The organism is Collimonas sp. OK307, from assembly GCF_900113705.1.
GTDB lineage: Bacteria > Pseudomonadota > Gammaproteobacteria > Burkholderiales > Burkholderiaceae_D > Collimonas.
In genome coordinates, this window is record NZ_FOQI01000005.1 from 177529 (window position 1) to 201020 (window position 23492).

Annotated in this window: 26 protein-coding genes; 15 read left to right on the plus strand and 11 right to left on the minus strand. The window is 55.9% G+C overall.

Translation table 11 applies throughout. From position 1 onward, the window contains the following. Window positions 1-105 precede the first annotated feature (105 nt). The 10 genes from BM205_RS09215 (at window position 106) to BM205_RS09260 (ending at window position 9361) form a co-directional block, all read left to right on the plus strand. A complete protein-coding gene (locus BM205_RS09215; RefSeq protein ID WP_092414204.1) occupies window positions 106-1266 on the plus strand; it encodes an acyl-CoA dehydrogenase family protein in 1161 nt (386 codons plus the stop codon). Next, window positions 1263-2066, plus strand: a complete 804-nt coding sequence (locus BM205_RS09220; protein ID WP_092414205.1) for an enoyl-CoA hydratase — start codon at window positions 1263-1265, stop codon at window positions 2064-2066. Before BM205_RS09215 ends, BM205_RS09220 begins: the two co-directional genes overlap by 4 nt. After that, a complete protein-coding gene (locus tag BM205_RS09225; RefSeq protein WP_092414206.1) occupies window positions 2063-3232 on the plus strand; it encodes an enoyl-CoA hydratase/isomerase family protein in 1170 nt (389 codons plus the stop codon). The genes BM205_RS09220 and BM205_RS09225 overlap by 4 nt, the downstream gene beginning before the upstream one ends. Next, complete coding sequence (locus BM205_RS09230; RefSeq protein WP_254783813.1) at window positions 3193-3693, plus strand: DsrE family protein; 501 nt, start codon at window positions 3193-3195, stop codon at window positions 3691-3693. The genes BM205_RS09225 and BM205_RS09230 overlap by 40 nt, the downstream gene beginning before the upstream one ends. Window positions 3694-4108: 415 nt before the next feature. Next, window positions 4109-4564, plus strand: a complete 456-nt coding sequence (locus tag BM205_RS09235; protein WP_092414208.1) for a DUF2244 domain-containing protein — start codon at window positions 4109-4111, stop codon at window positions 4562-4564. A gap of 32 nt (window positions 4565-4596) precedes the next feature. After that, window positions 4597-5769 (plus strand): cytochrome c oxidase subunit II, encoded by a 1173-nt coding sequence (coxB, locus tag BM205_RS09240; protein ID WP_092414209.1) that lies wholly within the window; start codon window positions 4597-4599, stop codon window positions 5767-5769. Window positions 5770-5785: 16 nt separating this feature from the next. After that, entirely contained in the window at window positions 5786-7396 is a 1611-nt protein-coding gene (ctaD, locus tag BM205_RS09245; RefSeq protein ID WP_092414210.1) for a cytochrome c oxidase subunit I, read from the plus strand. Between the two features lie 159 nt (window positions 7397-7555). Beyond that, complete coding sequence (locus tag BM205_RS09250; RefSeq protein WP_092414211.1) at window positions 7556-8128, plus strand: cytochrome c oxidase assembly protein; 573 nt, start codon at window positions 7556-7558, stop codon at window positions 8126-8128. Window positions 8129-8178: 50 nt separating this feature from the next. After that, window positions 8179-8394 carry a DUF2970 domain-containing protein gene (locus BM205_RS09255; protein WP_092356017.1) on the plus strand — a complete coding sequence of 72 codons (216 nt, stop codon included), beginning with the start codon at window positions 8179-8181 and terminating at the stop codon, window positions 8392-8394. A 100-nt stretch (window positions 8395-8494) separates the two neighbouring features. Then, the gene (locus BM205_RS09260; protein WP_092414212.1) at window positions 8495-9361 is read left to right on the plus strand and encodes a cytochrome c oxidase subunit 3; all 867 of its coding nucleotides are present in this window, start codon (window positions 8495-8497) and stop codon (window positions 9359-9361) included. 139 nt (window positions 9362-9500) lie between these two features. On the opposite strand, the gene BM205_RS09265 is transcribed toward BM205_RS09260, so the two are convergent. Next, window positions 9501-9701 carry a twin transmembrane helix small protein gene (locus tag BM205_RS09265; protein WP_092414213.1) on the minus strand — a complete coding sequence of 67 codons (201 nt, stop codon included), beginning with the start codon at window positions 9699-9701 and terminating at the stop codon, window positions 9501-9503. A 39-nt stretch (window positions 9702-9740) separates the two neighbouring features. On the opposite strand from BM205_RS09265, the gene BM205_RS09270 reads away from it, so the two are divergent. From BM205_RS09270 to BM205_RS09290, 5 genes are read left to right on the plus strand one after another with little or no spacing between them, the layout of a single operon-like run. Further along, window positions 9741-10511: an SURF1 family protein gene (locus BM205_RS09270; protein WP_092414214.1), complete on the plus strand. Its 771-nt coding sequence runs from the start codon at window positions 9741-9743 to the stop codon at window positions 10509-10511. Beyond that, window positions 10465-11121, plus strand: coding sequence for an SCO family protein (locus tag BM205_RS09275; protein WP_175511217.1), 657 nt, complete (start codon window positions 10465-10467; stop codon window positions 11119-11121). Before BM205_RS09270 ends, BM205_RS09275 begins: the two co-directional genes overlap by 47 nt. Window positions 11122-11125: 4 nt before the next feature. After that, entirely contained in the window at window positions 11126-12304 is a 1179-nt protein-coding gene (locus BM205_RS09280; RefSeq protein ID WP_092414215.1) for a COX15/CtaA family protein, read from the plus strand. Further along, the gene (cyoE, locus tag BM205_RS09285; protein ID WP_092414216.1) at window positions 12301-13185 is read left to right on the plus strand and encodes a heme o synthase; all 885 of its coding nucleotides are present in this window, start codon (window positions 12301-12303) and stop codon (window positions 13183-13185) included. Before BM205_RS09280 ends, cyoE begins: the two co-directional genes overlap by 4 nt. Window positions 13186-13193: 8 nt before the next feature. Then, a complete protein-coding gene (locus BM205_RS09290) occupies window positions 13194-13835 on the plus strand; it encodes an SCO family protein (protein ID WP_092414217.1) in 642 nt (213 codons plus the stop codon). Window positions 13836-13935: 100 nt separating this feature from the next. Here BM205_RS09290 and rpoH read toward each other — a convergent pair whose 3' ends face one another. The 10 genes from rpoH to BM205_RS09340 all read right to left on the minus strand — a co-directional run bounded on the left by rpoH (window position 13936) and on the right by BM205_RS09340 (window position 23482). After that, the gene (rpoH, locus tag BM205_RS09295) at window positions 13936-14835 is read right to left on the minus strand and encodes an RNA polymerase sigma factor RpoH (RefSeq protein WP_092414218.1); all 900 of its coding nucleotides are present in this window, start codon (window positions 14833-14835) and stop codon (window positions 13936-13938) included. A gap of 272 nt (window positions 14836-15107) precedes the next feature. After that, window positions 15108-15476, minus strand: a complete 369-nt coding sequence (locus BM205_RS09300; protein WP_092414219.1) for a GTPase — start codon at window positions 15474-15476, stop codon at window positions 15108-15110. A 40-nt stretch (window positions 15477-15516) separates the two neighbouring features. Further along, entirely contained in the window at window positions 15517-16239 is a 723-nt protein-coding gene (locus BM205_RS09305) for a response regulator (RefSeq protein ID WP_092414220.1), read from the minus strand. Between the two features lie 156 nt (window positions 16240-16395). Further along, a complete protein-coding gene (locus BM205_RS09310) occupies window positions 16396-18684 on the minus strand; it encodes a sensor histidine kinase (RefSeq protein ID WP_092414221.1) in 2289 nt (762 codons plus the stop codon). A 2-nt stretch (window positions 18685-18686) separates the two neighbouring features. After that, window positions 18687-19265 carry a DUF4390 domain-containing protein gene (locus tag BM205_RS09315; protein WP_175511218.1) on the minus strand — a complete coding sequence of 193 codons (579 nt, stop codon included), beginning with the start codon at window positions 19263-19265 and terminating at the stop codon, window positions 18687-18689. Window positions 19266-19350: 85 nt separating this feature from the next. Further along, a complete protein-coding gene (gene rsmB / locus BM205_RS09320; RefSeq protein WP_092414222.1) occupies window positions 19351-20661 on the minus strand; it encodes a 16S rRNA (cytosine(967)-C(5))-methyltransferase RsmB in 1311 nt (436 codons plus the stop codon). Window positions 20662-20702: 41 nt separating this feature from the next. Then, window positions 20703-21341, minus strand: a complete 639-nt coding sequence (locus BM205_RS09325; RefSeq protein ID WP_092414223.1) for a LysE family translocator — start codon at window positions 21339-21341, stop codon at window positions 20703-20705. Between the two features lie 217 nt (window positions 21342-21558). Beyond that, window positions 21559-22458: an alpha/beta hydrolase gene (locus BM205_RS09330; RefSeq protein WP_254783815.1), complete on the minus strand. Its 900-nt coding sequence runs from the start codon at window positions 22456-22458 to the stop codon at window positions 21559-21561. Then, a complete protein-coding gene (locus BM205_RS09335) occupies window positions 22458-22802 on the minus strand; it encodes a DUF1840 domain-containing protein (RefSeq protein ID WP_092414225.1) in 345 nt (114 codons plus the stop codon). Before BM205_RS09335 ends, BM205_RS09330 begins: the two co-directional genes overlap by 1 nt. 131 nt (window positions 22803-22933) lie before the next feature. Further along, the gene (locus BM205_RS09340) at window positions 22934-23482 is read right to left on the minus strand and encodes a hypothetical protein (RefSeq protein WP_254783816.1); all 549 of its coding nucleotides are present in this window, start codon (window positions 23480-23482) and stop codon (window positions 22934-22936) included. Window positions 23483-23492: the final 10 nt, after the last annotated feature.

Genomic DNA, 23492 nt, shown 5'->3' on the forward strand with positions numbered 1-23492 from the left:
TTTACGTTAACGTCAATTATTGCTATTCTGCGGAGATAGATATTGCTGACAGCAGTAACCGATAGCAGTAATACGGACACCCATTAGCCTTGGAGACAAACCACCATGAATTTCGAATTATCAGAAGATCAACGCGCATTTCAACAGACTGCGCGTGATTTTGCCGCCGGAGAGCTGGCGCCGCATGCAGCCAAATGGGATGCTGAAGCCATCTTCCCTACCGATGTCATCGCCAAGGCTGGCGAGTTGGGTTTCTGTGGTTTGTATACGCCGGAAGAAGTGGGCGGCCTGGGTTTGTCGCGGCTGGACGCTACCATCGTATTCGAGGAACTGGCGCGCGGTTGCACATCGACTACGGCTTACCTGACGATTCACAATATGGTGAGCTGGATGATCGCCAACTGGGCCACGCCGGCGGTACGCGCAGGCTGGTGCGAGAAACTGGCGAGCGGTCAAAAGCTTGGCTCCTACTGCCTGACCGAACCGGGCTCGGGCTCGGATGCCGCATCCTTGAAAACCACTGCGCAGTTAGTTAATGGCGAGTATGTGATCAACGGCTCCAAAGCGTTTATCTCAGGCGCCGGCGCTACCGACGTCCTGGTTCTGATGGCACGCACCGGCGCTGGTGGCGCGCATGGGGTGTCGGCATTTGTGGTGCCCGCCGATACACCAGGTATCAGCTATGGCCGCAAGGAAGAAAAGATGGGCTGGAATAGCCAGCCGACGCGCACCATCAGCTTCGACAATGTACGGATTCCTGCCGATCACCTGCTGGGGCAGGAGGGCGAAGGCTTCCGCCTGGCCATGCGCGGCCTGGACGGCGGCCGTATTAATATCGCCACCTGCTCGGTCGGCACTGCCCAGGCCGCGTTGGATGCAGCGCATGCGTACATGAGCCAGCGTCGGCAATTCAACCGGCCGCTGTCGGATTTCCAGGCACTGCAATTCAAGCTGGCCGATATGCAGACCGAGCTGGTTGCCGCGCGCCAGATGGTGCGCCTGGCCGCTTGCAAGCTGGACGCTAAAGATCCGAATGCGACAACATACTGTGCGATGGCGAAACGCTTTGCCACCGACATCGGGTTCCAGATTTGTAACGAAGCACTGCAAATTCACGGCGGTTATGGTTACATTCGCGAGTACCCTCTGGAGCGCCATTTCCGCGATGTCCGTGTGCATCAAATCTTGGAGGGCACCAATGAAATCATGCGGGTGATCATTGCCCGCCAGTTGTTGAGCAACGCATCCAATGAGGACATCCGATGAGTAATGCTACCTGCACTACCGACACCTACACCAACCTGCGGCTGGAAATCATCGGCCACACTGCGGTCGTCACGATGGCAAATCCGCCTGCCAATACCTGGACCGGCGACGCCTTGCGCGATTTGACGCGGCTGGTGCAGGCACTGAACCTGGATAAAAATATCTACAGCCTGGTGCTGACCGGCGACGGGGAAAAATTCTTTTGCGCCGGCGCCGACTTGAAACTGTTCGCCGATGGCGACAAAGTCATGGCGCGGGAGATGGCGCGCCGTTTTGGCGAGGCCTTTGAGACCTTGTCCAGCTTCCGCGGCGTCTCCATCGCTGCCATCAACGGCTACGCCATGGGTGGCGGTCTGGAATGTGCATTGGCCTGCGATTTGCGTATCGCCGAGGAGCATGCGCAGATGGCGTTGCCGGAAGCCGCGGTGGGTTTGTTGCCTTGCGCCGGCGGCACGCAGAATCTGCCGTGGCTGGTTGGCGAAGGCTGGGCCAAGCGTATGATCTTGTGTGGCGAACGGGTCAATGCCGAAACGGCACTACGCATCGGTTTGGTCGAGGAGTTGGTAAAAAAAGGCGAGGCCAGGCAGCGCGCCTTGGCGCTGGCCGAACAAGTCGCGAAGCAAAGTCCGTCCAGCGTCACTGCCTGCAAGAAGCTGATTCAAGGCGCGCGCAGCAATCCACTGGCGAACTTGCTGCCGGTGGAGCGCGAATTGTTTCTCGACCTGTTTGACACTCAGGATCAAAAGGAAGGCGTGAATGCCTTCTTGCAAAAACGTCCCGCTGTCTGGAGCAATCAATGAAAGCAGAAGTAAATGTAACCGCAGCTGCAGCGCCAGCCCTGTTTGAAGAACTGACGACCGATAACGGCAAACGCATCGGCATCGCCACGTTGAATGTCGAAAAGACGCTGAATGCGATATCGCTGGAAATGGTGGATCTGCTGGATCACCAATTGCGCGCATGGGCCGCCGATCCGCAGCTGGCGATGGTGGTGTTGCAGGCGTCCGGCGAAAAGGCCTTTTGCGCCGGCGGCGATTTGCAGGGTTTGTACCGCACCATGCTGGATCAACATGCGGCTGGTGGACAAGAGGATATCCGCAGCAATACTTACGCCTGCGATTTTTTCGAGCGAGAATATCGGCTGGATTATCTGATCCATACTTATCCCAAGCCGATCCTGGCCTGGGGGCACGGCATCGTGATGGGCGGCGGGATCGGCTTGATGGCAGGCGCCAGCCATCGCGTGGTGACCGAGAAATCACGGCTAGCCATGCCGGAGATCACGATCGGCCTGTATCCGGATGTCGGCGGCACCTGGTTCCTGAATCGCATGCCGGGCCAGATCGGCTTGTTCCTGGCTTTGAGCGGCGCCTCGATTGGTGCGGCCGACGCCATTTTTGCGCGACTGGCCGACCATCAAATCAACCAGGCGCAAAAACAGCCGGTGCTTGCGGCATTGTTAACCCAGCCATGGGATGGCCAGCAGGACGATGTCCTGTTGAGCCTGGTATTGCAACATGCCGAGTGCCAAGGCGCAGAAGCGCGGGTTACAGGGCCGACACCGTTGCATCAGCATTTTGAATTGATCAACCAGCTATGCAGTGCGCCGACCCTGGCCGAGGTGGTGAACAATATTGTTGAATTGAAGACGGAAGATCCCTGGCTGCAAAAAGGAATCGCGACGCTGGTAGCGGGTAGTCCTGCATCTGCCTGGTTGTCGCATGCCTTGCAAAAGCGGGCGCGGCATATGTCGCTGGCAGAAGTGTTTCGGCTGGAATATGTGGTTTCCCTGCATTGCGCCGCCCGCACCGATTTCGCAGAGGGTATCCGGGCGCTGATTATCGACAAGGATCGCCAGCCGCATTGGCAACCTGCAACTTTGGCCGCTGTCACCAACGATTGGGGCAACGGCTTTTTCGACAACCCATGGTCAGAGAAGGATCATCCGCTGGCCGACCTGATCTAATCGAGGCCAATATGCAGCGACGCAATATTTTGTGGACAATGTTTTCATCGATCGGTGCGGCTGCAGTCCTTGCAGGAACCGCGTCACGTGCAAATGCGGCAAACGTGGATAAGGCCAAGGTCGCGTATCACCTGAGCGACCTTGATAAGGTCGCTTTCGTACTTGGCAATATTCAAAACCATTACGATGGCATGGGTGGGCCGGACAAAGTGAAAATCAATCTGGTCATACATGGCGCGGCGCTCAAAGCGTTTCACTCGGCGCAGGCAAGCCCGGAATTCAGCCTGCATGCCGCCCAACTGGCAAAAATGGGGTTGGTGCTGAGTGCCTGCATCAATACGATGAAAGCGCAGAATGTCACGTTAAAAGATCTGCTACCTGATTTTACAATCGCGGATAAAGGTGCGGTTGTGTTGCTAGCCGATTTGCAGGCGCAAGGTTATGCCTATTTGAGGCCCTGATGTCGGTCTCTTTATAAGTGTCTGAAAAGCCAATTTGAAATGGCTGCGGGTTGGTAGGAATAAATCGACTCTGACCCCAATTGTTTTTTGTGGATTGGTGGAAAAGCCTTGCCGGGCATGGGGAGCGCGCGATGATGGAGTTGGTTGTGCGTTGTCAACTTGCTACAATTTCTTTGATTTTATCCCATTTTAGTATAATAAATTTCTTATATGAAACATATGAGGCGGGGCATGATGCGGTGGTTCTTCAGGGAGCTGATCGGCTACGCAGCGCGGTGAAAACAAGGTTCCGCGGGTAGACGCCGGGCTGGTATAACGTATTTGATTCTCCTTGATAACATCTTCGGTTACCCCTTATACTTCGAAGGTTTTAGCTTGTGCGTATAGGCAACTTGCCAGGTGTCGATAGTGCATCATGATTAAGCGAGAATGGGACTTGAGGCGTAACTGCGCAATCGCGCCGCGCCAACTTGGTTTTTTCTATGCGATCCTCTGTGCCACGTCGCTTGCCGTGGCAATCGGCTTTACCTTGCGCGGGGCCTGGTTCGTATTGCTGTTTGCGGTATTGGAAATGTCTGCGGTAGCTATCGCATTCCTGATCTATGCCCGACATGCCACGGACCGCGAGCACATAGCGATGCTGGACGATTATCTGCTTGTGGAGTTGATACAGGCACAGGAAATTCGACAATTCAAGCTGGATTTACGTTCAATCCGGATTGCGGTGCACGAGACAAACAAGGGCCTCATAGGTATTGAAGCGCTTGGCACCAGGGTTGAGGTAGGGCAGTTTTTGACGGAATGGAAGCGGCGCGAGTTTGTTCTGGAGCTGCGGCAGGAGCTACAGCGCAGCCAAAAGGCTTGTGCTTGACATAATTATAATTTTGGGCTTTTGAGGAAATCATGGAATATGCGAAGCGCCTTATATCGTTGATGCTCGGTGCATTGCTCTTGTCGGCAGCTGTGCCGTCATGGGCGGTGGTCGATAGCCCGGGTGGTCCAGCGGTACTGCAGATGAACTTTCAACCGCCGGTGACGCAGATTGCCCAGCAAATCTATGACCTTCATAATTTGATGCTGATCATTTGCCTGGTGATCTTCCTGGCTGTTTTCGGGGTGATGTTCTACTCCATTATCAAGCATCGCAAATCGCTCGGTCACAAGTCGGCCAGTTTCCACGAAAGCACCGGCGTCGAAATCGCCTGGACTGTGATTCCATTCGTGATCGTTATCGGCATGGCGCTGCCTGCGACCAAGACGGTAGTGGCGATGAAGGATACGTCCAACGCCGACATTACGGTCAAGGTCACCGGCATGCAATGGAAGTGGGGTTATGATTACCTGAACGGCGAAGGTTCCGGTATTTCCTTCCTGTCCAACCTGGCGACGCCGCATGAACAAGTGGTCGATTCGACCAAAGTCAAGAACGACAATTACCTGATCGAAGTCGATAATCCTCTGGTGGTGCCGGTCAACAAGAAGGTGCGCATCATTACCACGGCTAACGACGTGATTCATTCCTGGACTGTTCCTGCATTCGGCGTCAAGCAGGATGCAATCCCCGGTTTTGTGCGCGATACCTGGTTCAAGGCAGAGAAGGTCGGATCTTACCGCGGCCAATGCGTTGAACTGTGCGGTAAAGACCACGCCTTCATGCCTATCGTTGTCAATGTCCTGAGCGAAGCCGATTACACGGCTTGGGTCGATGGCAAGAAAAAGGAAATGGCTGCCCAGGCAGACGATCCGACCAAGACCTGGACCATCGACGAGCTGAAACAGCGCGGCGAAAAAGTCTATACAGCCAATTGCGCAGTATGCCACCAGGCTACCGGCAAAGGCGTACCCGGCGCATTCCCGCCGCTCGATGGCGACCCTGTCGTCAACGGCCCGCGTGCCGCACAGATCAATGTTGTGCTAAACGGCAAAACCGATGGCAGCATGCAAATGCCTGCCTGGAAAGCCGTGTTGTCGGATACCGAAATTGCTGCGGTGATTACCTATACCCGTAACAACTGGTCCAACAAAGCCCAGGAAAATATTGTCCAACCAGCTGAAGTGCTGGCTGCGCGTAAGTAATACTTAGGAGATTGAGATGAGCACTACCGCAGTCGATCACGCACCCGGTCATTCTCAGGACGACCACGCGCACGGGCACGAACATGACCACCCACACGGCTGGCGGCGCTGGTTGTTTGCCACCAATCACAAGGACATCGGTACCTTGTACCTGTGGTTCTCTTTCACCATGCTGCTGTCTGGCGGCGTGCTGGCATTGCTGATCCGCGCCGAGCTGTTCCAGCCTGGCCTGCAATTTTTCAAGCCGGAATTCTTCAATCAGCTGACCACCATGCACGGTTTGATCATGGTGTTCGGCGCGATCATGCCGGCCTTCGTCGGCTTCGCCAACTGGATGATCCCGCTGCAAATCGGCGCTTCCGACATGGCTTTTGCGCGGATGAACAATTTCTCGTTCTGGCTGATGCCGCCGGCTGCCTTGCTGCTGATGACTTCATTCCTGGTTCCTGGCGGCGCAACCGCTGCCGGCTGGACCCTGTATGCACCGCTGTCGACGCAAATGGGACCTGGCATGGACATGGCGATTTTCGCCATCCATATCATGGGTGCATCGTCGATCATGGGCTCGATCAACATCATCACCACCATCCTCAACATGCGCGCGCCTGGCATGACGTTGATGAAGATGCCGATGTTCTGCTGGACCTGGCTGATTACCGCTTACCTGCTGATCGCCGTGATGCCAGTTTTGGCTGGCGCGATCACCATGACGCTGACCGATCGTCACTTCGGTACCTCCTTCTTTAACGCAGCCGGCGGTGGCGATCCGGTAATGTATCAGCACATCTTCTGGTTCTTCGGCCATCCAGAGGTGTACATCATGATTCTGCCGGCGTTCGGCATCGTGTCGCAGATCATCCCGGCTTTCGCCCGCAAGCAATTGTTCGGTTACGCTTCGATGGTGTACGCCACTGCGTCGATCGCGATCCTGTCGTTCATCGTCTGGGCCCATCACATGTTCACCACCGGCATGCCGGTGACTGCGCAGCTGTTCTTCATGTACGCAACCATGCTCATCGCGGTGCCGACCGGCGTCAAGATTTTCAACTGGATCGCTACCATGTGGCGCGGTTCGATGACTTTCGAAACTCCGATGCTGTTCGCGATCGGCTTCATCTTCGTGTTCACCATGGGCGGCTTCACGGGCCTGATCCTGGCGGTAACGCCGATCGACATCCAGATGCAGGATACCTACTACGTGGTGGCGCATTTCCACTACGTGCTGGTGGCCGGTTCCCTGTTCGCCCTGTTCGCCGGTTATTACTACTGGGGTCCGAAGTGGACTGGTTTCATGTACAACGAAACCCGCGGCAAGATCCATTTCTGGAATTCGCTGGTCTGGTTCAACGTGACTTTCTTCCCGATGCACTTCCTGGGCCTGGCCGGCATGCCGCGTCGCTACGCCGATTATCCGGCGCAGTTCACCGATTTCAACATGCTGGCTTCGATCGGCGCCTTGGGTTTCGGCCTGAGCCAGGTCTACTTCCTGTTCTTTGTGATCATTCCATCGATCAAGGGCGGCAAGAAGGCAGCCGACAAGCCATGGGATGGTGCCGAGGGCCTGGAATGGACAGTGCCTAGCCCAGCGCCTTTCCATACTTTCGAAACGCCACCGACCTTTAAATAATGGGATCGGCGGGTAGCAGGTGAGCCCGCCAACTCTGTGCGATTGCCCAAAATGAGTAACCCGAAAAAGCCTAATAACGTACGTACCGGATTGCTGGTAGGTCTACTTGCCTTGAGTTTTTTCATCGCGATCTTCGTCAAGATGTTGTGGTTCAAGTAAATGACTAATCCTCTGGATAACGAGGCGAAGGCCGAAACGAAAAAACTGAATTGGCAGATGCTCGGCAAGCTGATGGTAATTGCCGTGATGATGTTCGGTTTCGGCTATGGCCTGGTGCCTGTGTATAAAAAGATTTGCGAGATTACCGGTGTCAATTTTCTGACGCCGAAAGATGCGACAGTGGAAGCGCCGACCAATACCCAGGTCGATAAGACCCGGACGATTACTGTCGAATTCGACGGTAATTCGCAAGGTCCTTGGCGCTTCCGGCCGACAGTCAGCAGCCTGCAGGTGCATCCGGGCGAAATGACGCAGGTGGTATATGAAGTGGTGAACAAGCAATCGCGCAAGATGGATGCACAGGCGATTCCGAGTTATGCACCGCAGCAGGCAGCGGCTTTCTTCAAGAAAGTCGAGTGTTTCTGTTTCACCCAGCAAACTCTCGGCCCTAACCAGGCCAAGGAAATGCCGGTGGTGTTTTACATAGATCCTGCTATACCTAAAGATGTGAAGGTAATAACGCTGTCCTATACGTTTTTTGAAATTGCAGGGCAGCCGGATAAGCCGACCTGAATAGGGCGACTTGAATCCAGGTAACCTGGCAGAGCAACTTGGGGTATCAAATGTCGGATCTGAAGGAAGCAAGTCGCCGCAAAGCCTCATTCGGCGCCACCATGAAGGCCGTATTCTGGTCGTTCTTCGGGGTCCGCAAGAGGAAAGATTACGAAAGCGATGCAGCCGGTTTGAATCCGGTGCATGTAGTGATAGCCGGCATACTCGGCGCCTTGATTTTTATTGCGATCCTGATCACGATTGTGAAACTGGTTGTCGCTAAGTAAACTGCAATATGGACGGGTAGGGTGGGCAGGCTTTTTGCCCACGCAGATAACAAGTTCCGAAAAATCTAACAACAGCAATTATTTAAATTTGTATCGGGAGATGGAAATGAGTTCTCAACAAGGTAGTGCACCCTACTATTTCGTCCCTGGCCCATCCAGGTGGCCAGTGCTGGGAGGTGTAGCGCTATTGGCGACGATGGCTGGCGCCGCAGCGTGGGTCAATAGCGTCGTGTGGGGCCCTGAGCTGTGCGTCATCGGCATCTTGTCTTTCCTGGTCGTGCTGTACAAATGGTTCGGCGACTCCATCCGTGAATCCGAAGGCGGCCTGTATAGTGCCCGCATCGATACCTCGTATCGCTGGAGCATGAGCTGGTTCATCTTCTCCGAAGTGATGTTTTTCGCCGCGTTCTTTGGCGCCTTGTTCTACGCCCGCAGCATTTCCATGCCGTGGCTGGGCGACCTCGACAACAAACTGTTGTGGCCAGACTTCGCCGCGCATTGGGGCAATGCCGGCCCGGCCGGTACGATCGAATCCTTTAGCACCATGGGACCGTTCCCGATCCCGACTATCAATACCGCTCTGCTGCTGACATCAGGCGTTACGCTGACGATTTCCCACCACGCCTTGCGTTCCGGTCATCGCGCCAAGACGGCATTCTGGCTGTTCGCAACGATTGTGCTGGGCGCCACCTTCATGGGTTTCCAGGCTGCCGAATACATTGAAGCGTATAGCGATTTCAACCTGAAACTGACCTCCGGTGTCTACGGTTCCACATTCTTCCTGCTGACCGGTTTCCACGGCTTCCATGTGACCATCGGCGCCATCATGCTGTCAGTGGTACTGTATCGCGTGCTCAAAGGGCATTTCACTCCAGAGCATCATTTCGCATTTGAAGGCGCGGCCTGGTACTGGCACTTTGTGGACGTGGTCTGGCTTGGCTTGTACGTCGTGGTGTACTGGTTGTAATAGTAAAAGCGGATCAGAGGTATAAATTCAGCGCAATAATTAAGCGCATAAAAGAAAGGCCACACTTCGGTGCGGCCTTTTTTACTGCGGATTGCCGAGAGCAATGCGCTACAGCAACGACGCAATGCTTATGCAATGCTTAGTGCAGCCCGGTCGGCTGGATATACCCCAATTTGTACAAGACCAGCAGCAGGATGAACAGAGCGACAGAAAAGCCGACACGCATGGTCAAGGCCTGTACCGTACGGTTGCTTTTACCTTTGTCGCGCATCAGGAAAAGCAGTGCCGAGAACAGGCTGCCAATGATCAGGATGAAGGCAATGGCAACGACGATTTTCATTTTATGGGCCGGGAAAATAGAGACTAAGGCGGTATTGTAATGCCAATCAGATTCCGTTTTCGCTTGATTCCGTTTGTGGTAACCGTATTTCTGGTGGTGCTAGGCATAGCGTTGGCACAATGGCAAACGCGGCGCGGCGATCAAAAGCAGGCGATCGAAACCAGATTATTGCAACGCAAAGCCGATGCTACTGTCAAATTCGGCGACGGATCGCCGGGTATCGATCAACTCGAGTATAGGCGCATGGCGTTACGCGGTGAATTTATTGCCGGCTGGCCGGTTTATCTCGACAATCGCCCCTTGAACGGTGTTGCCGGGTTTTATGTGCTGATGCCGTTCAAACTTGCGGTCCCGGGCACGGGCGGAAATACAGGGGAAGATAGTTACGTACTGGTAGCGCGCGGCTGGTTGCCACGCGATCCGGTGGATCGCAGCAAGGTGCCGTCCTACCCGACGCCGGCCGGCACGATTGAGATAGAAGGGCTGGTCAGGCGCGATTTCGGTCATGTTTTGCAGCTGGGCGATGCGGCCCCACCGCAGCCCCGGGCAATTGTGCAGAATCTGGGAATAGACGAATTCGCAGCGGCCAGCAAATTCAAGCTGCAGCCATTCGTGATCGAGCAAACCAGCGACACCGAAGATCATTTGCTGCGCGATTGGCCCAGCCCTTCGCTCGGTATCGAAAAGCACCGCGGCTACGCATTCCAATGGTATGCGCTGGCCGTGATGGCGTTCATTTTTTTTGTTGTGACAGGATTTAGACGTGGATCAGAAAACACCAACAAGCCAGCCGCTCAACGTTCCGGCTGATAATAATCCGGCTGGCAATCAGGCTGAAAACAAGCAGCGCCAGAGCGGCCGTTGGAAATTGTTCGCGGTGATTGCGGTATGCGCAGCACCCATGATCGGGTCTTATTTCACGTACTACGTCATCAAGCCGCAGAGCCGCAATAACTACGGCGCGCTGATCGATCCGCGCGACTACCCTATCCCCGAACTGGGCAGCACCGCGCTGGACGGCAAGCCGCTCACCCTGGATGCCTACAAAGGCAAATGGCTGATGGTGCAGGTCGATGGCGGCGAATGCCAAAAGGCTTGCCAGGACAAGCTGTTCGAGATGCGTCAGCTGCGCCTTATGCAAGGCAAGGAAATGGAACGGATTGAGCGCGTCTGGCTGATTACCGATGAGCAGCCCCTGCCAACCATTGTGATGCGCGAATACGACGGCACCAGGTTGTTGCGGGTGAAGCCGGATCTGCTGAAAGCCTGGCTGCCGACTGAGGCCGGCACCAGCGCCGCCGATCATATCTACCTGATCGATCCGCTCGGCCATCTGATGATGCGCTTCCCCAAGGATGCCGATCCAAACCTGGTCAAAAAAGACTTGTCCAAGTTGCTGCGGGCTTCGGCGATAGGGTGAGCCGATGACAACACCAATGTTATTTCAGCTCGGCAGCATGGGATTGCTGGTTGCCTTGCTGGCGTTCTGCGTGGTCTGGGTTTCCAGCGACACCAATAAATATCGCAAGCTGGTATGGGTAACGCTGTTCCTGACATTTGACCTGATCATGTTCGGCGCCTTCACCCGCCTGACCGATTCCGGCCTCGGTTGCCCTGACTGGCCAGGTTGCTACGGACATTCCAATCCGTTGCAGGCGCATGTGCATATCAGCGCGGCCCAGGAAGCCATGCCGGACGGCCCGGTGACAGTAATGAAAGCCTGGATCGAAATGACCCATCGTTATTTCGCGATGGGTGTCGGCGTGCTGATCATTGCCTTGATGGTGATTGCCTGGATGCGCTGGCTGCGTTGGCCTAAGGCTGGAAATTCTGCGAGCGGGCAAAAAAACGGGCAGGAAAGCAAATTCTCACCTTGGTTTCCAACCGTGCTGTTTTTATTCGTCTGCCTGCAAGGCGCTTTCGGCGCCTGGACGGTGACCCAAAAACTGCAGCCTGTGATCGTGACTACGCATTTGCTGCTTGGCCTGACCTTGCTGGCGTTGCTGACCTGGCTCGGCGCGCGTCAAAGCGCACATGCTCCGGTGGCGGCCAGCGCTACGTCTCTGGTAAAGCCGGCCTTGATCGGCATGTTGTTATTGGTGCTGCAGATTGCATTGGGCGGGTGGGTAAGCACTAACTATGCTGCGCTTGCCTGTACCGACTTCCCCACTTGCCACGGCGCATTGGTGCCGCATATGGATTTCGCCAATGGTTTCACCCTGTGGCGCCATCTGGGCATGACTGCGGATGGCGAGTTCCTGTCGTTCCAGGCATTGACCGCGATTCACTGGACCCACCGCAGTTTCGCTTTCGTGGTGATTGCCTTCATCGTCTGGCTGGCCTGCAGAGCCTTACGCACCCGGGGTTTGGAAAAGACCGGGCGCTGGCTGCTAATCATTGTCGGCTTGCAATTGATTACCGGGTTGTCTACTATTTTCCTGAACTGGCCGCTGTCGATTGCCGTAGCGCACAACGGTGGGGCAGCGCTGCTGCTGCTATTGCTGGTCATGTTAAACTATAAGGCTAGACTTGCTTTACGCGTATCCTCGGTTTTAGGAGCGCCAAGCCACCCAACTGCTGATCGCCTCAACCCGCAACCATGACCGCTTTGACCATACCACCTAATCGAATTGCCCAATACTGGGCGCTGACCAAGCCGCGCGTTACGCAGCTGGCGGTATTTTGTGCGGTGATCGGCATGTTCCTGTCCACCCCGGGCTTGCCCGACTGGCAACGTGTGATTTCAGCCACTATCGGCATCTGGCTGCTGGCCGGTGCGGCTTTTGCCGTCAATTGCCTAGTTGAACGTGAAATCGATTCGCGCATGGCGCGCACCGCACGGCGGCCAATGGCGCGGGGTGAAATCACCGTGCCCCAGACCCTGGTGTTTTCCGGCGTGATAGGCGGCCTTGGCATGTGGGTGCTGTACAACTTCGTCAATCCGCTGACCATGTGGCTGACTTTCGCCACGTTTGTCGGCTACGCAATTATCTACACCATCATCCTGAAGCCGGCGACACCGCAAAATATCGTCATCGGCGGCCTGGCCGGCGCCATGCCGCCAGCTCTGGGCTGGGCGGCGATTGCCAACGACGTGCCGATGCAAGCCTGGCTGCTGGTGATGATCATCTTCGTCTGGACTCCGCCGCATTTCTGGGCGCTGGCCATGTACCGGCGCGACGACTACGCCAAATCCGGCTTGCCGATGTTGCCCATCACGCATGGCATGAAGTTCACCCAGTTCCAGATCCTGCTCTATACGATTGCCTTGGTGGCTACCACCATGCTGCCGTTTGCGGTTGGCATGAGCGGCCTGATCTACCTGGCCTGCGCAGCGGTGCTGGGCCTGATCTTCCTCTGGTACGCATGGCAGATTTACCGGCATTACACCGATCTGATTGCACGCAAGACTTTCGCGTATTCAATCGTCTATCTGTCGTTGCTGTTCGCCGCTCTGCTGGTCGATCACTATCTCAAATTTTGAAAGCAAACATGAAGCGTGTGACTCCTGTCGTCTCGATTTTAGCGGGGCTGCTGATGGTGCTGTCGGTGTTGTCGTTAACCGCCTGCGGCGACAAATCGACAGGTGGAGGCCAGGAAATGACTTTGTCGCCGGCCAACAGCGCGTTCATCAATACCGACGTCACCGGTCTCGGCTACGCCCGCGATTTTGCCCTGACGGACCATACCGGCAAGCCGCGCACGCTGGCTGACTACAAGGGCAAGGCAGTGGTAGTGTTTTTCGGTTACACCCAATGCCCGGACGTTTGTCCAACCACCATGGTTGAGATGGCCGATGTCATGAAGGAGCTGGGGCCGCTGGCAAGCAAGGTGCAGGTATTGTTCGTTACGGTTGATCCGGAGCGCGATACGCAGGAGTTGCTGTCCCACTATGTGCCGGCGTTTGATCCAAGTTTTGTCGGTCTTTATGGCGACCAGGCGGCGACCGATAAGGTGGCGAAGGAATTCCGTGTGTTTTATCAAAAAGTACCTGGCAAGACGCCGGGCAGCTACACCATGGACCACACCGCCGGGAGCTATGTGTTTGATCCGGAAGGCCATATCCGTCTGTTCATACGTCACGGCCAGGGAGCTGACCCGATCGCCCATGACTTGAAATTGTTATTGAAGTGATTCGCGAGTGCGGCGCCCGATCGTGACGGCGCGCGCAACAAAAAAAGGCAGCCAAGGCTGCCTTTTTCTATTTGCAATCAGACAAAAAAAAGTCGGCTCGTCAGGCAAACGCCGCCAGCGAACCCTTCATCTTCTTCAGCGCAACCGCTTCAATTTGCCGGATCCGCTCGGCCGACACGCCAAATTCATCCGCCAGTTCATGCAAGGTGGCGCCGGAACCGTCGTCGTTGGCCAGCCAGCGTGCTTCCACGATACGGCGTGAGCGATCGTCGAGCTTGCTCAAAGCCGATTCCAGGCCTTCCGACTGCATGCGGTCATAGCGCTGCGCTTCCAGCACTTTGCTGGGCTCTTGCGCGTCGGTCGACAGATAGGCGATCGGTGCAAATTTGTCGTCATCGTCGTCAGTCGGCGCTTCCAGCGCGATGTCGCGGCCGGTCAGACGCGTTTCCATCTCGATCACTTCTTCGCGCTTGACGTTGAGGGTCTTGGCGAGCGCATCCACCTGGCTCGGCGTCATGGCGTCCAGGCCTTCCTTGTGGCTACGCAGGTTGAAAAACAGTTTGCGCTGCGCTTTGGTGGTGGCTACTTTCACCAGACGCCAGTTTTTCAGAATGTATTCATGCATTTCCGCCTTGATCCAATGCATTGCATACGACACCAGCCGTACGCCTTGGTCCGGATCAAAACGTTTAACGGCTTTCATCAGGCCGATATTGCCTTCCTGGATCAGGTCAGCGTGCGGCAAGCCGTAGCCGAGATAGCCGCGCGCGATCGACACCACCAGGCGCAAATGCGACAGCACCAGCTTTTGAGCGGCGCCGAGGTCGTTTTTGTCGCGCAATTGTTGTGCGAGCGAAATTTCTTGGTCATGTGTCAACATCGGCAGACGATTGACTGCCGAGATATACGCATCGATATTCCCCAGCGTGCCGGAAAAGCCGAGCGCCAAGGCGTTGGTGTCGGTAGGCATTAAAGCTGTGTTGACTGATGGATTCTTCATTCTTTCTCCTTGCTGTCCGGCCAGCTAAAGCTGCCGGTAGATCAACGATCAGACGTTTGACTTGGATATATTAGCACTCTCTATTGTTGAGTGCTAATAGGATTTGTTAAAGAGTGTATATAGGGCGGTGCTATCGATCTTATTCTTTTGATTGTTCGAAGCACGGGAGTTAGAGAGGTAAATTCGGAGAAAGTTGCGTCCATACGCAAGGAAATGCTGCGCAGCCGCACGATATTTTTGATACAAGTTGTAAATTGCCAAAAGGCAATGTATCAGGCGGCAAGGTCAGGGGTCATCTCGAGGAAAGCGTCGTATGGGGCGCCAGACAGGAAATCACGTAACTGCACCAGATGCGTACTATCGGCGATGCTGATATATAACCGGGCCGGCGGTTTGCGCAGCAGGCGGTTGAGGGTGACGCGTAGGGTCAGGTTGCCGATACAGCAAAAACAACCAGGTGCGATCCGCTTGATATCCAGCTCATGGGGAACTGTTGCCAGTTTGCCGTCGGACAAGCCTTCCAGTATGAGTGCCGTGCTCATGTGGCGGCCGTTGCGTGCCAGGTCTTGCTCTATAGCGACGTGGATGGCGGCTTCGCGCGAATTGGCTGAACCGCCGCTAACCAGGGTGGTGAGGGTCATACGCTTTCTATCCGTCCGCTATCCGTCCGCTATCTGCCCTCTATCCGCCCTTTTTCGACAACTTTCCCGGGTCAACGCCGAGTTGTTTCAGTTTGCGGTACAGATGGGTGCGTTCCAGCCCGGTTTTTTCCGCCACCCTGGTCATGCTGCCGCTTTCGCGGATCAGGTGATATTCAAAGTAGGCGCGCTCGAAAGCATCGCGTGCCTCGCGCAGAGGCAGGCCGAACGACGACGAAAACAAACTTTCGGATGCGACCGCAACCGATGGCATGGCAGCGATGTGGGTTGTTTCAGACGATGCCGGACTGCTAAAACCGCCGCCAGGTGCAACCACATCATTCAATTCACTTGAGGCGGTTACCGGCTGCGGATACAGGGTTGGCGCCCGGGCAGTCTTGGGCCCTTGCGACAAGCCCTGCTGAACTGCTTTCAACAGTTTTTGCAAGGCGATCGGTTTTTCGAGGAAATTCAGCGCGCCGATACGGGTCGCTTCTACCGCGGTGTCGATAGTGGCGTGACCGGACATCATGATGACAGGCATGGTTAGCAAGCCATCCCGCTGCCATTCCTTCAGGAGCGTAACGCCGTCGGTGTCAGGCATCCAGATATCGAGCAGTACCAGGTCGGGTACGCCGCCCTGACGAAACTCGCGAGCCTGTTGTGCATTTTCCGCGGCGGTTACTACATGCCCCTCGTCACCTAAAATCTCCGAGAGCAATTCCCGAATTCCCATTTCGTCGTCAACGACTAGGATGTTAGCCATGCGGTTGCCTTCCCATTTCCTGTTGCATCAAATCCCACTGTGTGGACGATTCAGATAGTCCAGTTAAATTGTTGATGTCTCGTTGTTTTATTTCCGCGTCCGGATACATCGGATACATGCTATATCACTCAACTGCCAATTTGCAGATGTTCTGCGTCAAATTATGGCCGAATCATGACTCGACGCTAACTTTAACAGCAAAATCAGGATTTTTGCGCCCTTTGTGTCGCTTCGGTTCTGCAGATCGATGCGTCCGCCGTGTTCATCGATGATTTTTTTCACCATCGGCAAACCCAGGCCAGTGCCGCGCGGCTTGGAAGTGACGTACGGTTCGAATGCCCTGGCCAGGATTTTTGGCGAAAATCCCGAGCCGTTATCTGTAATCGAAAGCCGTACCGCCGTGCGCGATAAACCGTCCGAACTCTGGTAGCTGACACGTTCGGTGACCAGGTCGATTCGCGGCGGCATCGGGTCGCCGCTTCTATCCATGACGGCATCCTGGGCATTTTGCAAAAGATTATGGATGACCTGCCGCAGTTGCGTGGCGTCGCCCATGATCTTGGGTAAATCCGTTGCCAGCGATGCATGAATCATATCGCGTTCGTCGCCGGCCAAATAGAGATGCAGGATTTCCGCCACCAGTACATTCAAATCGAGCTCGCTCAGGACGGCTGGCGGAGTCTTGGCGTAATCGCGGAAATCATCCACCATACGTTTCATGGCGGCCACCTGGTTGACGATGGTATCGGTACTTTTCTTCAAGATAGCTGAATCATGCGACATCAGCTTGTCTTCCAGTTTCATTTGCAGGCGCTCGGCCGAGAGCTGGATCGGCGTCAGCGGGTTCTTGATTTCATGCGCCAGGCGGCGCGCCACTTCGCCCCAGGCAATCGAACGCTGGCCGGAGATGACGTCGGAAATATCGTCGAACACCACCACATAGCCGGTGCGGTTCTCTACCGGCAGGCGCGAGCCGCGGGCCAGCAAGGTGATATCGTCGCTATCGTTGCTCGCGCCGCTGTCGACCCGCCGCGGGATTTCGATCTGCTGTTGCCAGTGCAGTAGCTCAGGGCCGATCTTGCCGGTAGCGAATTGCGCATTTTGTTCAGAGAAGGCGTTGATGATGACTTCCGCGAAATGCGCCAGGCCATCGATGATGGTGAGCGGCTGGCCGATATGCGGGGAAAAATCGTACTGCAGGATACGTGCTACCGACTGGTTGCTGGTCACCAGGCGGAAATCGCCATCCAGCACCATCACGCCGGCCGACATATTCGCCAATACCGATTCCAGATAGGCTTTAGCGTTTTCCAGTTCGCTGCGATTTTTTTCAACCGTGGCGCGGGCATCGTACAACTGACGCGTCATCAGGTTGAAGGATTGGGTCAGGGTGCCCAGTTCGTCCGAGGTAGCGACAATCGGGCGCGGCGACAGATTGCCCTCGGCCACGGCTTTGGTGCCTTCGGCCAACAGCAGCAAAGGTTTGGCGAGGTCGGTTGCGATCAGGAAGGCGCTGGCGATGGCGCCGAAAACCGCCAGCAGCAAGGTCAGCGTCAACGTCACCAGGTAGATCTTGCGCAAGCCGGAACGGCCCAGCGAGCGTTCTTGATATTCGCTATAGGCAGAGCCGAGTGCTTCGGCATTGGTTGCGAGGTAGGTCGGCACCGGTTGTATCATTTGCAAAAAATGTGTTTCGTTTTGCAAGGTGGAGCTTTTCAGCGGCGCCGGGATTTCCACTACCACGTGCAGGCGCAGGTCATTGGTTTCATTACCTGTGGCGGGGGCGCCGGTCGGGTTGTCCTGATCGCTTTCTATTGCGGAGAAACCGCGTGGCAAGCGGGCCTGCTGCAACATGTTGGGCGATGGTAAATTGGGTACCAATGTTCCCAGGTGGCCACCGACGGAGGCGATCACCTGGCCATTGGCGGTGACGATCGAGGCTTCCAGATTCTGCTCGCTAAGCCGTCCTAGCTGGGTTGCCTGTGCCGAATTCGAGAGATCCGACCATTCAGACGCCAGCGTGCGCGCCCTGGAACTAAGGTCGGCAAGCGATGATTCAAGTGCGGCATGGCTCAGGTTCAGGCCGGATTGCAAGGCCGATTCAACGTGGACGTCAAACCAGGACTCGATCGAACGCGATACGAACTGTACCGACACCAGGTAAATCACAACCCCGGGCAAGATCCCGATCAGCGCAAACATGAACACCAGTTTGGCTGTTAGCCGGGAACCGAATTTGCCGCGCTTGTAACGTTTATACAAACGCCCCAGCAGCAGGCAGACCAGCAGAAACAGGGCTACCGCCACCAACGCATTCATGCCTAGCAGCCATGAATAGTGCTTATCGAAAAAATCTGAATTGGCCGATGCCGAAGAAAGCAGGAATAGCAGGATGCTGACGATGGCGCCGCCGACCACCAGCAAATAGCGAAGCGCGCGCGACACGGCTATTCCACCCTGTAGTTGAAGCTCTTCCAATCGGAAGAAAAGCGCCAGTCGCTGTTGTTGAGGGCGTTGACTTGAAACGGCTTGGACAGCAATCCCAGATCGAGGCCCATGCGTACCGCAACCCGATAGACCTCGCCGCTCTTGAGAGCGCTCTTGTCGGCGATCAGCCAGCGGCTTGGCCGGCGGATCAGCGCCAAGGCATCGTCCAGCGTGTTGAAACTCTGTTGCAGACTGCCATTGATGGCGACGTTGTAACGGCGCGTGATGACGTTGTATTGCAAGCGGATGGTTTGGGTTGCCGTGATGGCTTTTTCGTCGAACCAGTACCAACGGGGGCGCGTCAGTTCGACATCGGTCGTGAAATACAGCGTGACGCCGCGATTGACCACATCTTCCAGGCCGCGGTTGAGATCGAATGAAAATGTTGCCGACAACTTGTAGCCATCGTCGCCAGTTTCGATATGGGCCTGGATCAATTCAACGCCATCTGCTGCAGAGCTGGACGCAGGGCTAAAAGACAAAGCCAGCAGCAGGGCCAGCAGCCAGTATCTGATGAATTGAAGCAATGGTCGTGTCACTGGTTTCAGTTATGTTAAAAAGTTATTGCGGAAGTGCGTCAGCACTGCGGATGTAACACTACGAGCGCTACGAATTCTACGAACGTCAGCATTTTTGGAACAGTGCGTAAAACAAGCCGTCATGATCATGTTCCCCGTCGGCGGTTGGCAGCAATTGTCCGGGCGCAGGCAGTCTGCGCGCATTGTTCCGCTCGGCAAATGCGACTGCCTGGGCTTCTGATTCTTGTGGCCATACGGAACATGTTACAAGTAATAATTTACCATCCGGGCGTAGCATCTGCCAAAGATTGTCCAGAATCTTTGCCGAAAGTGTTGCAAGTTGCTCGGTATCGGTCTTGCGCCGCAACCAGCGTATATCGGGATGACGGCGCACGATACCGGAGGCGGTACACGGAACATCGGCCAGGATCCGGTCGAAGGGGACGCCATCCCACCAGTCGTTGCCTTGGCTGCCCAGGCTGGCATCGCCCGCTTGCAGTTTGGCTTGCAGTTGCAGGCGTTGCAGATTCTGGGTAATGCGTTGCAAGCGTTTAGGATTGTTGTCCAGCGCAGTCAGTTCGACGTCGGCGGACTCCAGGATGTGGCCGGTCTTGCCGCCAGGCGCAGCGCAGGCGTCCAGCACCCGCATGCCGTCCTGCAGGTCTAGCAATGGCGCTGCAAGTTGCGCAGCGGCGTCCTGCACCGACGCCAGGCCGTCGTCGAAACCTGGAATCTGGGCCACCGGCATTGCGCTGTCCAGGCGTATAGCATCAGGACCGATTTGACGGGCAGTTATAGAGTGGCTTGCCAACGTTTCCAGATAGGCCGCTACGGAGGTTTTGCGGCGGTTGACACGCAAGGTCAGCGGCGGTGCAATATTGCCGGCAGTGAGGATGGCTTGCCATTGCTGCGGATAGGCAGCCTTCATGCGGTCGATCCACCAGACCGGATAGTTCCACAGGCCGAACGGCGTTTTGATGGCAGTTGCGATCAAGGCCTGGCGTTCACGCAGGAATCGTCGCAGAACTGCATTCACCATGCCTTTGGCGTGGGCCATCTGCGGATCGGAAGAGACCGCAGTGACAGCTTGATCGACTACTGTGAAATTCTCATAGGCGGGATCGTCGACATCGGCCAGCAGGCACAAGGCGGCGCACAGCAGGCAATGTAGCAAGGTCGGTTCCGGCGGCCGGCTCGCGAGGTTGGCGAGCAATGTTTCAGCGCGGCCGATGCCGCGCATGGTGCGATAGGCGATGTCCTGGATGGCGCCGCGGGTCGGCGCCGGTGCAGCCGATTGCGCAAATACCTGGGTCAGCGCCTGGGGTAACGCCGCACCGTCGCGTACTAATGCAATGGCTTGGGCTGCGCCTAACAGGCTAAAGGCGAGAGAATCTTTTTTTAGGGTCGAATAAGTCACAAGTGGTTCTGGTCGATTCTGCGGATGATGGTTATTAAAAATTAGTTCTTGGTCAAAGCCAGTTTTATGCCCAAGGCAATAAAGGCGGCGCCAACTGTGCGCTCCAGCCAATGCTTGATCTGCGGATTGTTGCTGGCATGGCGTGTCAACGTTCCGGCCAGCATGGCGGTGCCGCTGTTCCAACACAGCGTGACAACAGAAAACGCCGCGCCCAATAGCAAAAAGGCAGCGATCTTATGCGGCGAATCATGGCGCACGAACTGTGGAAAGAACGACAGGAAGAACAAAATAACCTTGGGATTGAGCACATTGGTGATCAAGGCTTGTACAAAAATGGTCTTGTGCGAACGCAGGTCGAGTTTCGGCAGCTTTTCGTCTACGTCGGCTTTCTTGCTGAGCAACATCTTGATGCCGAGATAAATCAGGTAAGCGCCGCCCGCCAGTTTGACTACCATGAATGCGGTGGCGGAGGCCGCCAGCAGCGCCGTCAGGCCAAAAGCCGACAGGGTTGCGTGGATGCAGCAGCCGGCCGTGATTCCCAGCGCCGACAGTAATCCGGCGCGGCGTCCCTGCGCCACGCTGCGGCCGACAATATAAGCGGTATCCGGGCCGGGAGTGGCGTTCAGTAGCAAGACAGCCATCAGAAACAGGCCGAAATCATTTATGCCGAAGGTAATCATGACGATGCAGCAAGGCGAATGGTAACAATGCGATTGTAGCGGGGATATGGTCGCTCACCTACAGTTGGGGGAGCGATTGTGGCGGCAAAGGTGAAATTCGGTGAAATTCGGCGAAATCTCAAAATTTCTTGACGGCAATATTCGTTTGCAGTAGCGGATTAGCCGGGCAAGGACATAAATGTCGAACGAGCAATTTTTCGATTGGTGTGAAACGATATCAGTTCACCAAAGCGGGGGTTGATGCTGCCAGAGGCTGCAGTGCGGGCAAAGCATCGAGCCAGCGGCGGACATCCGCAAAAACCCGCTCGGCGCCGATTTCATTGAAAATTTCGTGATACATGCCGTCGTAGTCGCGCAGCGTGGCAATCGCGGGTGCCAAAGCAGCAAAAAAACGGCGGCTGCCGTCTGGATCGATGATGCGGTCGTCGCCGGCAATCACCAGCAGCGTCGGGATTGCCAGGGTGTGCGCCTGGTCCAGGGCGAATTTCCCTGCAAGCAGCATGCTGCTCAGCAAGCGCGCGCTAATCTTGTTATGCACCAGCGGATCGTCACCATAGGCTTGGGCAACCGCCGGATCGTGCGACAGGTGATTGACATCCAGACCGTTGGGGACCGCCAGGCCGGGAGCCAGCACTGACATCATTTTGAGCAAGCCCAGTTGAACCCGGCTCAAGCGCAAGGCCAGGCCCGGCGAGGATAAAATCAGGCCGCGCAAGGGAGACATTCCAGCTACCGCAAAGCGTGCGGCGAACAAGCCGCCCATGCTATGGCCGAACAATAAGGGAGCGCTGGTTGCCAGTTCCGGATAACGCAGCTGCTGCTGGCGGCTGAGATCGTCCAGCACCAGCTTGGCATCGCGCAACAAGGCGGTCTGGTCCGGCACATCGCCGCGCGGACCGCCGGAGCGGCCGTGGCCGCGGTGATCGTAGCTGCGCACCAGCAGGCCGCAGCGATTGAAAAAGCGTACTACATGGGCATAACGCCCGGCATGCTCGCCCAGTCCGTGCATCAACAGGATACTGCCTGTCACCGGGACACCGGGATCAGGCAGCCAGTCGGTAACGGAGAGAGGGATGCCGTCTTCGGTCGTAAGCTGTTGCTCAAGACCAGCGGTCATCAAACGCCCCAGAGTACGTCGTTATTGTGCTTGTGCGCTTCGCGCAACATTTCCAGCAAAGGATAAATTTTGTTGGCAAAGGTGACGGTCTGCACTGGCTCATGACCGGTGTCGTCACCGGCTTCGCTGTGATGGGCGGCGATGTCATGCTGCACGGTGTCGGATACCGGGTGGGCACGGCTTTCCGATGTTTCGGCTTCCAGCAAGGCAATCGCTGCTGTTCCTTCTGCAGCGGTAATCACGCCGATTTTCACGTCTTTATGCAACAGGTCGAGGATACGCTTTGCGTCGTTTTCGAACATGGTGACTTCGGCCGATGCCTTGGATTTGAATGTAACTAACATAGAACCTCAGAATATTGTTTTTGATGAAAGAAGACATTGTACAGAATACCCCTTTGTTAGGGGGCTCGCTACTGCTGTCACCGCTGGTTACAGTGTGGGCACGGTATCTGGGATTTTCAATGCCGGCAATGCTAATTGTGCTTGAACGACGAAATGAAAGTCTCCGCGTTTTCCCGTGAAACGCCCTTTTCCGGCCCCATCACGATGACTTGATAGATTTCCTTGTCTTTGCTGACGAAATGCCCGAACAGGACTTCCGGCTTGCCACCAGGCGTGGCGCCGACCGCTTCCACGTCGATACTGGCTGACAGGCCCGGTGTGCCCTGAGCGTTACTGGCAGCTGCGGTGGTTTTCTCGACCTTGACGGTGCCGTTGATATTTTTCACCAGCGCGGTTTTCATCGCGATCAATGCCGCATGCGCCTTGGCGGCGTCGGGCAGGGTGGCGCTGCCGACTGCGAATACCGTGTCGTCCACCTTGGCGGCAGTCATGGTCATCGTCACCGGTACGCCGTCGAGATCGATAGGACGGGCAAAGGTTGATGGTTTGGCGGGCAGCAATACGCTGTAAGGAGCGTCTTTGCTACGGACTTCGCGCCAGTTGAACTTGGGCGAGCAGGCCGCCAGCGCCAGTAGGGCGCAAGCAGTCAGCGAGCAGGCAAACAAGCGGGAAGATTTCAAGCGAGCAGAT